Source organism: Roseateles toxinivorans (assembly GCF_004362525.1).
GTDB lineage: Bacteria > Pseudomonadota > Gammaproteobacteria > Burkholderiales > Burkholderiaceae_C > Paucibacter > Paucibacter toxinivorans.
In genome coordinates this window covers 795,269-806,841 of the sequence record NZ_SNXS01000002.1, presented here as the reverse complement: position 1 = coordinate 806,841, position 11,573 = coordinate 795,269, and the positions used below count along the sequence as shown (strand labels likewise).

At 58.6% G+C, this 11,573-nt stretch carries 12 protein-coding genes; 3 read left to right on the top strand and 9 right to left on the bottom strand.

Features of this window, described 5'->3' with window-relative positions; genetic code table 11:
- Positions 1-58 precede the first annotated feature (58 nt).
- From DES47_RS09440 to DES47_RS09425, 4 genes are read right to left on the bottom strand one after another with little or no spacing between them, the layout of a single operon-like run.
- The gene (locus DES47_RS09440; protein ID WP_133700414.1) at positions 59-1,516 is read right to left on the bottom strand and encodes a ubiquitin-activating E1 family protein; all 1,458 of its coding nucleotides are present in this window, start codon (positions 1,514-1,516) and stop codon (positions 59-61) included.
- A complete protein-coding gene (locus tag DES47_RS09435; protein WP_133700413.1) occupies positions 1,513-1,992 on the bottom strand; it encodes a hypothetical protein in 480 nt (159 codons plus the stop codon). Before DES47_RS09435 ends, DES47_RS09440 begins: the two co-directional genes overlap by 4 nt.
- A complete protein-coding gene (locus DES47_RS09430) occupies positions 1,989-2,471 on the bottom strand; it encodes a hypothetical protein (RefSeq protein WP_133700412.1) in 483 nt (160 codons plus the stop codon). The genes DES47_RS09435 and DES47_RS09430 overlap by 4 nt, the downstream gene beginning before the upstream one ends.
- Positions 2,468-3,175: a hypothetical protein gene (locus tag DES47_RS09425; RefSeq protein WP_133700411.1), complete on the bottom strand. Its 708-nt coding sequence runs from the start codon at positions 3,173-3,175 to the stop codon at positions 2,468-2,470. The genes DES47_RS09430 and DES47_RS09425 overlap by 4 nt, the downstream gene beginning before the upstream one ends.
- Positions 3,176-3,635: 460 nt before the next feature.
- Here DES47_RS09425 and DES47_RS09420 point away from each other — a divergent pair, with 460 nt between their 5' ends.
- Positions 3,636-3,998 (top strand): helix-turn-helix domain-containing protein, encoded by a 363-nt coding sequence (locus DES47_RS09420; RefSeq protein WP_166651932.1) that lies wholly within the window; start codon positions 3,636-3,638, stop codon positions 3,996-3,998.
- Positions 3,995-4,633 (top strand): ImmA/IrrE family metallo-endopeptidase, encoded by a 639-nt coding sequence (locus tag DES47_RS09415; protein WP_133700409.1) that lies wholly within the window; start codon positions 3,995-3,997, stop codon positions 4,631-4,633. The genes DES47_RS09420 and DES47_RS09415 overlap by 4 nt, the downstream gene beginning before the upstream one ends.
- A gap of 410 nt (positions 4,634-5,043) precedes the next feature.
- On the opposite strand, the gene DES47_RS09410 is transcribed toward DES47_RS09415, so the two are convergent.
- The 3 genes from DES47_RS09410 to DES47_RS09400 all read right to left on the bottom strand — a co-directional run bounded on the left by DES47_RS09410 (position 5,044) and on the right by DES47_RS09400 (position 8,729).
- Positions 5,044-6,075, bottom strand: coding sequence for a serine/threonine-protein kinase (locus DES47_RS09410; protein ID WP_133700408.1), 1,032 nt, complete (start codon positions 6,073-6,075; stop codon positions 5,044-5,046).
- 5 nt (positions 6,076-6,080) lie between these two features.
- Positions 6,081-6,506, bottom strand: a complete 426-nt coding sequence (locus DES47_RS09405; protein ID WP_208114943.1) for a hypothetical protein — start codon at positions 6,504-6,506, stop codon at positions 6,081-6,083.
- Positions 6,507-7,055: 549 nt separating this feature from the next.
- On the bottom strand, positions 7,056-8,729 hold the full coding sequence (locus DES47_RS09400; protein ID WP_133700406.1) for an anti-phage dCTP deaminase: 1,674 nt from the start codon (positions 8,727-8,729) through the stop codon (positions 7,056-7,058).
- A 119-nt stretch (positions 8,730-8,848) separates the two neighbouring features.
- On the opposite strand from DES47_RS09400, the gene DES47_RS09395 reads away from it, so the two are divergent.
- The gene (locus tag DES47_RS09395) at positions 8,849-9,379 is read left to right on the top strand and encodes a 3'-5' exonuclease family protein (RefSeq protein ID WP_133700405.1); all 531 of its coding nucleotides are present in this window, start codon (positions 8,849-8,851) and stop codon (positions 9,377-9,379) included.
- Positions 9,380-9,690: 311 nt separating this feature from the next.
- Here DES47_RS09395 and DES47_RS09390 read toward each other — a convergent pair whose 3' ends face one another.
- Both DES47_RS09390 and DES47_RS09385 read right to left on the bottom strand, forming a co-directional pair.
- The gene (locus DES47_RS09390) at positions 9,691-10,527 is read right to left on the bottom strand and encodes a TniQ family protein (RefSeq protein ID WP_208114942.1); all 837 of its coding nucleotides are present in this window, start codon (positions 10,525-10,527) and stop codon (positions 9,691-9,693) included.
- Between the two features lie 85 nt (positions 10,528-10,612).
- Positions 10,613-11,560 carry a TniQ family protein gene (locus tag DES47_RS09385; protein WP_279537330.1) on the bottom strand — a complete coding sequence of 316 codons (948 nt, stop codon included), beginning with the start codon at positions 11,558-11,560 and terminating at the stop codon, positions 10,613-10,615.
- Positions 11,561-11,573 lie beyond the last annotated feature (13 nt).

Here is an 11,573-nt window from a genome sequence, read left to right as displayed (position 1 = left end):
ACGGCATCACCAGGTCGGACCCACTGGAGCCGGAGGCCGGCGGATCTCACCTCTCACATCACGCGGGCTCGTCCACCAGTTCAGCGGCATCGCACCTGACGCACCGCGCATGCCTTCCCTCGACCTTCAACATCGAAGGCGAAGGTCGCTTAAAGACATGCTGGGTCCAGCACACGCTTGTTTCGCCGCGAATCTGCACGTCGCGAAGCAGCATGACGAAGCCGGCCACCCCAGCAAGTAGCGAGGAAAAGGCGAAGGGCACGTCGACCGCCTCCTTGGCTTCGCTCAATGGCACCTTGCCGGTCGCGCAGAGCACAGGGATGACGGAGCGCAATGGTTCGCCGACGATTCGTTCGGCCGGGACGCCTTTCGCCTGCGCGACCTTATGAGCTTCTTCCGCGGTCAGCCCGCGGGCGGAATCCAACAGTTCACGAACCACATCCGGCAACAGACCCGTCTGCTTGTGAAACTTTGCCACCTCGTCCAGCGGCGCCTCAATTGACTCAGGATAGGCGCAGACTAGGCAGCCGCGCCCATGCCCTGGAACATATTGACCCGCACCGATATAGCTTCCGCTCGTCCACATGTTGATGGCGCGCTCGGGGTCTTTCAGCCCCGCCTGGCGCCTAGACTCTTCTGAGTCCAATCCCGCAATGACGCGCAGCAAGGGCCGGTCGTGCCCACGTTCCTCGCAGTAGTCATTCATGCCCTTGCTATGCGGTTCTGCCGCCAGGTGCATTGATTTCAAGCGCGTCGCGACCGCCTCCACCTTGGACGTACCGATGCTGCCCGGCTTCATAAATGCGTACCGCTGACCGTTGCCTTCACCATAGGCGTCGCCGTCCACCAGGTGCAGTTCGCCTGAAACGGGCTCCGGCCAGTTCTCAATCAGCCATACCAACGCGTGGGTGACTGCGCCAACTCCAAAGACGTGCGTTTCCTGAATGTCGAAGGCGCGAAATTCGAGCCCCGGTGCTTCAAATAGCCCCCTCACGTCGGTGCCCCAATCGCCGATGGGTCGGAGGCCTGAGCCTTCCAATGCGGCAGAAAAGCAGACCGAGAACAACTGCGCAGCCGCCAGGCCGGCGGCAAACGCAGGTCCTACTGGGTTCATGCTGTCACCGCAAGTGGCTTCGTCGCCGAACTGCACCTGCCATCCATCAGCGCCCACCCGGATGCAAGGCGATGTCGCGTCGGGCGCAGCTGCGCCGACGCTGATCACCATATCGTACGGCGGCGCCCAGCCCACCTTCATGCCGTCGACAGGCGCACCACCTGAGCTGGCGGCATCGTGGCTGACGGCGAGCGCGACTTCAGCGATCTCACCGAAGAAGTCGATGTTCGGCCAAAGGCGGCCTAGGACATCGGCCAGCACTGTGGCCAGCAGCACTGCACTGGGTGGGGTGTTGGCCGACGGAAGCGCCAAGGCGATGCGCGTGCTGGACAGCTTCAACACGAGCGCGTCGTCACCAAAGAGCGCCAGCAACGCCTGGCGATTTTTTTCAGCGGCGCTCATACGATCACCAGCCTTTCCCGCGCTTCCGCTGGCGACCACAGTCGCCAATCGTTCTCCTCGCGCTCGTAGACATTTGCATCGGCCCCAAGCTGCAAGCCGAACCGGCAGTAGTGCGGCACGATGATGCTGAGTGCGCCGACATGGCGCACGACCTCCCAAGCGCGGTCCAGCTGCGACATCCGCACGTTTGCGCTTGGATGCGTATGAAGCTGGATTACGCTGCGGCGCCCGGCCTTGAAGTTGTCCAGTTGAATGCGCTGAAGCTCGCGGCCTTCGATATGCACCCAGACCCCTTCCGCGGTCACCCCCGGCGTCTGTGTGGGCACAATGCAGCCGTCAACTTGCAGCTCCTCGAGGACCTCAGCCTTGACATGCTCGGCGGACCAGATGGCGAACACTTCATGTGCCCCGGCGCGAAATGCCGCCTCAGTCTGAACCAGCACGTCGCTGCCAATCTTCCATTGTTTGATCTTCATCCCAGTGTGACCCCCGTCTTGTTCAGCTCTCGCTGGAGCTGCACGATCAGTTGTAGGACGGAGTACCGCGGCACGTTGCGAATCGAGGCCCAGGACACCTCCTGATGGCCCTGATGGTCGTGGTATTCCCTCCAACCCATGAAGCAGAACCAGGGCGCCGGCGTGGTGCCGTCCTGTTTGTTCAGGTGAAAGCCGTTGCTCGCCGGTACCGCCTGTTGACCCGGCATCAGGCGCTCGCCGGATGCATCGATCCACCAGCCGCCCACCGGTCGGTACGGATAGTCCGTACCGTCAACGCGGAGTCGGATGGTCCGCCCATGGGCGGACCAGTCCAGCTCCACGTCGAGGAACGGGAACGCGTACGCTACGAGGCGAACCCCGAGCATTGCGTATCGTTCCCGTCCGGTGAGCAGCGGCTGGATCGCCTTCCCGAAACTGGCCGCGGCCAGTTTCGGGTTGACGATGACCGCCGCGCTCACCCGCCGCCGCCGTTCTTTTTGGTGATGGACAGGACATGGCCATCGCGCACGCCCGCCGCCTTCAACGTGAGATTGACGTCGAGCGCAGAGGTGCCGAGATTGCCATCCACCATGTCGAAGTCAGAGGCGTTCGGCCGGTCACGAGGCGGCAGACTGCGGCGGATGGCCTGCAGCACGGTCATGGCGGCTGGGAAGCGCCGGGCCTTGTCCTCGCCGTCGAGGATGACCGTGACCTCGTACAGCCGGTCTTCTTCTTCACGCGGCACCGAGATGTAGTGGTCCGCGGGTTGGACCACGACACGATCGGTCGGCTGTAGCAGTTCGTCGGCCAGGCCATCGAGGTCAATCCAGATGTCTTGACTGCCACCACCGGCCCAGATCACCAACTCCGCGACAGACGCCTTGCCGTGCCGGCCGCCACCGAAGTTCGACAACGGCTGCTCGTTCAGCGTCGCTGCGATCGGCTTGCGCATCACCGGGTTGTCGGGGAGTTGGGGGCTGCCATCGCCAACGCTGAATCGCTCACCGCCACGGATGACGATGACGTCGTCCGGGCTGATCGCGATGTCAACGTCGCCGTCCACCTCGAGCACCAGTTGCTCGGGAGGTACCAGCTTGCCCATGTTGATGAGATCCTGGCCGCGCTTGGCGCCAGGGGAAGTTGCCAGCTTTTTGCCAGCGATATGAATGTGCGAAGTGTTCAACGGAATCTCCGTATTTAAGAAAGGATCCATGCGGTCGGAATTCACTCCGACTGACCTACGGCCTTTACTTGGGCGGTTGACGCCTGAACTGGATTCGCTGACACTCATGGTCGCCAAACCGGACGAGTGTTGTTCAACGAGTCCACTCAGGGGGTCTTGCCGTCCAGGTAAGACCCCTTGTTTCATTCCAACTGCTTCATCGCACCTCCTCAGCGCCCTCAAGGCGCTTTTTTTCGTCTCCACCCGGTCAGTTCACACGTCCCGAGCGCCGTTTGCTATTCATCAGCACAGCAATGCTACCACATGCCAGCAATAAATCGCCAACTGTGTTGGCATATGCGGCCATGCATGTGATTTTCAATGACATTTGACTTTAGAGGTTCTCTTCAATGTCAAAGATATTGACATTTTCACGTTGTCGATCTAAAATCCGAGCACAGGAACCGCGGGAAGAATCAAAGTGATCAATGAGGCGCGCCTCTACCAACTCCTTGGCGAACGCATACGCAAGCTTCGCGAGGGGTTTGAGACTCCTGAGGGTCGAATGACTCAGGCCGGACTAGCTGCGATGGTGGACTTGGAGCGAACTTCCATCACTAATATCGAGAAGGGTGCGCAGAAGGTCAGCCTTCACGTGCTTTATAAAATCTGCGAGGTTTTTGATGCCAATGTGCTTGACATCTTGCCTAGGCCTGCGGAGGTTGTGCAAGAGAAGGCCCTGCCAGAGATGACCGCACTGGAGTTTGGGGGTAAGACCTACGTCGCCCCACAGAAGACTCTGCAGAAAATTGCTGCCATCCTTGAAATGAAAGAACAGCGATGAGTCGAATCAACGCCGAAGTAGTCGAGCGCAAGGCCCAACAGGTGTTGCGTAACGCAGGTGCGCTGACGATCCCTGTAGACCTCGACAAGGTCCTTCAAAACCTAAACGTTCGTCTTCATGATGAAGAAATGGACGCTGAAACGGCAGGCGTACTCATCGTCAAAGGCGAAGAGCGCCATGTCCTTGTGAACAAGGATCATCCTCACAATCGACGGCGATTCACGATCGCTCACGAGCTGGGGCATCTAGTGCTTCACGATGATGAAACGAACGGCGATGCGTCCGGTCAACGCATGTATATCGATCGCCAAATTCGGGTCTATCAACGAGTAGGCGAGGCGAGTTCTGCCGTCTACCAGCAAGAAGGCTCGCAAACGACTGTTCAGCAAGAGCGTGAAGCAAATGCATTTGCGGCATGCCTACTGATGCCAACTCACCACGTCATTCGTGCCGCCCTTGAGCGAGATCTTTTTGACGAGATCTCAGTAGCATCGCTTGCTCGGAATTTTGAGGTAAGTGAGCAGGCGATGTCTATTCGCCTGCAGCAGCTGCAGCTTATGACGGTGGATATCGGACTCCAAGCGCAGGCTGCTGACACGCCGACGCCGCCTAGTCAGCATCCCATGGCCGTTTGACCTCTAGGGCCGGTTGACCGGTCCCTGCTTCAATTCGGCATATCTCAGATGTCCGCTCTAGCGAACTTATGTGCCGACATTTAGGGCATTGCACAGGCGCGGCCCAAGGCTTATACTGTATAAATAAACAGATACCATGGTCCTCGATTCGAGGAACTGCAACGAAATGCCGCGGGAGAACGCTATGCGCAAAAGGTCCGGGAGCCTCAGCCTAGTGCGTCCTCAGTGCCGCTTCTGCAAGCGCTACTGGACGCCGGAAGACGGTATCGTTGCCAGTTCTTCCTATTGCTCTAGCTGCGCGGACTCTCGCCGCGCCATTGCCGCAGCGTCGCTTGGTCTCAAACCGCTAACGCCTGCAGATATGAGTGGACCTTACATCTTGCCCCGCGCGCTTCGCGCCTTTTGAGCTGTTACCCCTCGAAGAAGGCGTCTAGTTCGCGGAGCAACTGACTCTTCGAAACTACGCCTGTCGAACCAGCGAGCGACATCTTTCGGCCGAGCTTTCCGACCGGTTCGCTCCAAGCTTTCCACTCATGCTTCCTGGCTGAGTGCTCAGTCCACTCTACGATCCTGCGCCTGTCACCCATCGTTTGTTCCCAACTGACACGCCCGGGAGTGACCTGGGTCGCCCAGGCTGGCGTAGGAAGACCGGAAAGCGCGTTCAGAACCTGCGAAGCAGACTGGTATCTAAGGTCCGAATCATCATTGAGCATCTTCCGGATCACCCGACGCCAGGATTTCGGAACGTGGGGAAGCCAGCGGAGCGAGTCGCTAAATCCGCCATGTTTGACCAAGTCCACAGGAGATGGAGCAAGTTCGTACCAGGTCTTGCCATGCAATAGCCGGTAGAGCGTCATGCCAAGCGCCCAGATGTCGGTCTTGCGACTCGTCCCGCGCCCATGCCAGACTTCGTACGCGATGTGATCCGAGTAGCCGGCCTGTGACCCATACCCCAAGATCAGGTCGTCGGTCACGAGCCCAAAGTCACCAAGTTGAGCGACGCCCGATCGGTTAAGCAATATATTTCCCGGCTTGATATCGCGGTGGAGCATGTCCCGCGCGTGCAGCGCTTCGAGGCCGATGGCGACCTCTGTTGCGACTTTGCGCACGCGCAGTAGAGCTGTCGGGCCAGCATCGAACGCGCTCTGAAGTGATCCCCCCGGGCAGTAGGCCATGCAGAAGCGGACGCTGCTGCCGTCAGGTAACTCGTGGATGCTGTAAACCTGAACTACGTTGTCATGGCTGGCCTTCGAGAGATTCCGAGCCTCTGCAAGCAGCCCGGCCCTGCGAGCCAACCAGGCGCCGTCGCTCTCTCCGACATTGCGCGCAATTACCTTGACTGCCACCTCGCCGTGGACGCTGTCATGGCCAAGGAAGACTTCTCCAAAATGGCCGCTGCCGAGCTTCGCGCCGAGCCTAAGTTGAGGGATCACCGTGGCCATCCGATTCACCTCGTCGCAAGGATAAGCATCGCGGCCTCACGGCTGGACTTCTTCAGCTTCTCTCCGATCGTCTGTTCTCCCCAGAACCCGTCATCCTTCAGGTACTCGTCAACCTTTCGGTTGCCGTACGTTCGGCTGATGACAGCCTTTGACAAGCAAGAAACCTTCGTCGCCGACGACGCCGCGGCGATGATCACACCCCTGACTTCCGCGCTCTCCAGCACTGCAAGCTTCACAGAGCCCTGGGGGACAGCGCTCGCCTTGACAACGACTGAATCGACCGCATTCTGGCGGAAGAAGTCGGCGCATCGTTGATGCAGTACGGCTAGCGCGGGACCGCGATCGCCCTTCTGAAGGACCCAGTTGCTGTCCGAAATGATGCTGACTGGCGAGCTGGTGTCGGTTGGCAATTCTGCGAGCACAACGGTCACGGTATCACCAACGACTACAACCCCAGCTCTATGCTTAGTCATGTCAATCCACTCCCTTTATTTGTTATGGCTTCTGGCTCAAAATCAGTCTTTTAGCACCCCTTGCGGGTTAGGAGGCATGGAAGAAGGCGTCACAAAAGCTCTTGTTCGTATCTCGCTCCAGCTCAGCGGCATGCGGGCTCTACCTCACGTATCCTGTAGCGTTCGATCGAGTAGGTTTCGATGGATGAATCGCCCCAGAATTGTCTTTGGGGAATGGCGTCGTTCGAACTCTACCGGCGAGGCCGGTAGATCTGGGATTCGACGCTGTACCGGGAACGAGCTGAAACGAAAAACGCCAGCATTGCCGGCGTTTTTTACATGAATGCGAGCACTCACACCTTCTGAAGGCTGCTGAAGTAATTCCCGGACATCTGCTTGTAGACATCCATGTCTCTATCGGATGCAGCTTGGTCCAGAGCTACCTCAGAGCGTCCCTCTACGACATCGGTTGCTGCGACGGCACCGATAGTGCCAGTCCGGCCATTGATATCCACGAGCAGCCGCAACTCAAGCTGCTGTGTTGTCTTGTCCTGGGGCTTTGCCATCGTTAATCTCACTCGGAAGAAGACTGTGGAGCTGAAGGTCCTTGGTCTCGATTTCTGCGACTACCACCTCTTCGAGCCGAGGAATAGCCTTAAGGCTGACCTGGGTCAGGGGGATCGCCTGGATCCGACTTTTCAATGCTAACACTCCCGCCTTCTTCCGAGAGCCTCCTTCGAACATCTCGATGAAGCGACGTGGCGCGATACCGTCGAACTGCCGTACCTGGACTTTGCCCTGGGCATCAGTGGATTCGGTGAGAGCGTCCTCGTGGAGTCGTGTCGCAAGACTCTTGCGGTATGGCTCGATGTAGTGAACTTCGGCAATGCCTGCTGCGACCAAATGCCTGGCGCAGGAATGGCACGGATAGGTGGTCACGTAGATACTGCCCCCTACCACTCGGTCGCCCGCAACTCTGCTTGCGCCCAGGATCGCATGCATCTCAGCATGCACGGCGCGGGAAAACTCAATCAGATCCTTGACCCGAGTGTCACCAAGAATGGCATCGATCGCCGCCTCCTTGGACTCGGCAGACAGGACGCCCCCCTGTATCAAGCTCTCGACGACCTTATCAGCTATGGCACTCTTTTCCTCATCATTTCGACACTTCCTTCCGGTCTGCGCGAAGCAGCGTTGGTCTTCCGCTTGAGCTTGCTGAACGATTCTTGCAGCGATCGGCTTCATGCCATACAGGCCGCCGCCGCTTTGCGGTACATCATTCCATCCAACGGCTAGCAACTCGCCAGTCGAGCTTGTCACCGCGGCACCCACCTGGCGAGACATGCAAGCTGAATTTCTTGCGGCAGAGGCTGCAGCGTACATAGCACTCTCTTCAGCGGAGGGAGTGACAACTGCGGTTCTAAAAATCAGATCGAAAAAACGGCGAATTCGCTCGTTTAGCTGCCCAACCGCTTTTGGCTCTGAAGGGCCAACCACTGCATGGTCAACTCTGAGGAAGAAGTCGCATCGCGGGAAGGTATCCCGAACGGACTGGCCATGAGCAAATTCCTCTCCTGAATCGGTATCAATCAACAGGCCGATTTCATCTTTTGAGAGCTTACCCGGACGCTCCAAGTTGATCTTGCGAAGCTCAAGAGGGGAAAAGACTCCTACTGCGAATAGTGCGTCTCCATAAATCAACCGCAGCAGATCTAGCTCGGCCTTGTTTTTTATCGAGTCAATGACGTGGCAAATGCGTTGGTTGCGAATTTTCTGGTCGTTCGGCTTGGCGCCCTCGGCTGCCACATCCTCGAACGCGCCATAGCTCTTCTTTCGGTCTGCGCCGATCTTGGCGATCGCAAGCTTTGCCAGCACGTCGCTGCCGTACTGGTCACGGAGCTGGTCGCCAATCTCAATGAGCGCCTTGATCTCCCGAAATTTTGAAGAGGTATCAATGGCCTTGCTTACCTTCTTGGCATTCAGCCGAATCAGATTGCTCAGGCGAACAGTCTCGGTCTTGTAGTTGAATTCACGCAAGGTGTTTTCAATCTGAGTCGCTGTCTCGTGGAGTGGCGATCCGATCGGACCGCAGAGCGCAATTACCAACTCAGGAGTAAGGCTTTCAATAGCTTCCTCAGTAGCATCGACCGACATCGATTGCTTGCTTGGCGCCGGAGGCGCCTCAGCGGCCAGTGCAGACATGAATCCTCCTGAGCTGCGCGTCGAAGATTAGCCACTAGAGGATTGGGCTACTTGCCGCGGCGCTTGTGTCGGAGGATTATTTGCGTTTGTCCATCAAATGTGCCCTGGGGTCGAACCCTATGCAGGTCATCGCCACTTATTTCAAATACGATACTGCGCCCATGCATTTGTTTCTCGATACCGAATTCACCGACTTGCTGCATTGCGAGTTGCTGTCTATCGGCATCGTGACCGAAGATGGCCAGGAGTTCTACGCTGAGCGGAGCGACGCCGATCTCGCGCAGTGCAGTGATTTCTGCCGCGTGGCCGTGTTGCCCCTGCTTGGCTCCGAGCAGGCAGCAATTTGCACCGAGGCCGAGCTTTCTACCCGGCTCAAAGCGTGGTTGGCGAAGTTCGAACATGCCGGCCAGGTGCTTGTCAGCGTCGACCATCCAACTGATTGGGAGCTATTCACCTATCTGGCCCGCGACGAGGACACCTTGAAGGTGCCCGACTGGATAAGGGGCCAGTCGATCAGATCGAGCATCGATCCGCGCGACATTGAAGAGTATTGGCGGCTTAACGGTCGCCGCGATCACCATGCGCTGCACGACGCCAAGGCGCTCTGCTTCGCTTGGCAGCAATCGGCAAAAGGTAACGAGTGCATTTGACGAAGCAACGAGCAACGGCGCAGAGCCGGCATCTATTCGGGCAAATGCCGGGTTGGCCGGATAGCGATGGACATCGCCGCGGGATACTAATACCGCTGCGCAGGCGCTGTGGTCAGCCAACGATTGCCCGTTGACCAGCGTTCCCTTGTTCGATACGTCGCCATTCGGGCATTTGCCGGGTCGGTCTACCTTCTGCAGTCCCCGGTGGGCCTGCGCCAGCATGGACCGGTCTCCGCTTTCGCACATGCGCTTGAAGCATTTCGTTGCTGTTCAACATGTCGATTCGGGCGAATGGCCCGGGCACGGAATCTCTATCTGTCTGCAACCGGGTATGGATAAACCGCAGGCATCGCGACTGGCGGCAGCAGGCCAAGCCTGCGTCGCGCTTGTGTGGCGTCGATGATCGTGCTTGGCATGGAAAAAGACTCGACGAAGACTTCCGGCTTCCGCGCCGACATGCGATGAGGCAAGTCCGCGTCGGAAGATCCGGAATGGGAGATTTCTTCGATATGAGCTTGGACTCTTTGCATGGTGGCTAGATCCGCATCGGAGATGCCTGCGAGCCTTGCTTGCTGCAGCGTGACGGGTGCTAGCTTGGTAAGCAACAGCCCGCACTTTCCGCAATGCTTGAGGCTTCTGAGGATGCCGCCTTGCCGCTTCGCACACATCATGCTGATTGGAAGGCAAGGAGGAATGCCACAACTGGGGCAAGCGTCTTCCAGCAGGCACTCATGCTTAGGGCAGTATCTCCAGTTCTGAAAGCGCCATTGCACCCTGAAGAACGGCGACACGGCCTCCTCCAAGCATTCCACGCAGTATCGTGAGAAAGGGGCTGATCGACCCGCGCCGCTGCTTCTATAGAGCAGGTGCGATCCTCGAAACGCCCTCGCCACAAGGAGCGCGCTGATCAAGTTGGTCGCCTCACTCAATCCGACGAGCTCAGGCATCGTCGCTACCTCATGACCAAATGCCCGGGTGAAAAGGATGTCCTGGTCCCAGTCATACGCGAATTTCCATCCCAGGAAGTTCGTGAATGCACGGATACGGACGCCCTGCGAAAGCGCGGCGCGAGTGATCCAGGAACTGGGCGACTCGCCTTGCGCCGCTGTCGGCACATAAGCCAATTGACGGACCTTGGTCAACAACACAGTGAATCTCCAAGCAACGGACAGAGCCCGCGTTTCATACCATTGCTGTCCGGCCTCTTATCGTGTCTCACCATGTTTGGCATGCTCACGATACGTCCGCAAACAGCTCTTGCTGACTCGGGCATCGAGGCAGCGCATTGCGCCAGCGTCGCCCGAGCCTCAAGCGGAGCATTTCGCGGGAGGCAACAGCGCGATCCCATGCAGTGATGCCCGCAACCGCCTGTTCAGCAAGCGCATACGGCGTGCCGCTCCCCAGACCTATCGAAGTCTGGGCGCCTCCTGCCGCCGCATGTAGGGCATCTAACCCTTGAGCGATCAAACGACTGACTTGATGGCTACTGAGCCACGGCCTGCCCGCGAGGATCAGTTCTCCACGAAAGGCCTTTGCCCCGCCCGCGTAGGCACAAATCAGCCGGTAGGCGCCGTCCGGGCTCGCGCCATGGAGCTGGGGGGCGAATGGCAGCAAGCCGCTCTGTTGGGCGATGCCGGCGTCCGCCAGCAATTGCTGCGAGAGCCATACCGTCCATGCCTTCACGGATGGGGTAGCAGCGCTTGTCTCGTTATCACGAGCGGCGAAGTAGCCACCACAACCGCAAACGTCCAGCGCGGGGCGATTGGGACTGAGGCCTTTTCCGCAGATTCGGCAAGCGTCTTGCAGAACAATTCCGTGGATGTGACACACCGGATAGGCGACCAAGTCCCACTCCAGCCGAGCAATGCCTTGCTCACGAATACACAGTGGACACACCTGTTGGCGGAAACCGCGCAACAGCCACGCGTCTCTCCAGGTGAACCCGAACAAGGCAACCTCATTCCACTGATCTCGGACATAGGGTCTTGGCGTCCGATGGTCGAACCACTCCGCAGATATGCCAGCGAGGCCGGAGAGCAGATCTGTATCAGCAGCTTGCGGAACCCTACGGCGCGTAGCCCGGCACAGCGCTAGCGCCTCCCTGACGCCGACACCGTTCAAGCTCAGCAAGCGAAGCATGTATCCGGAGGCCGATTCGGCCCGTTCCGGCGGCTTTGTCATCGGGAGGGGCAGC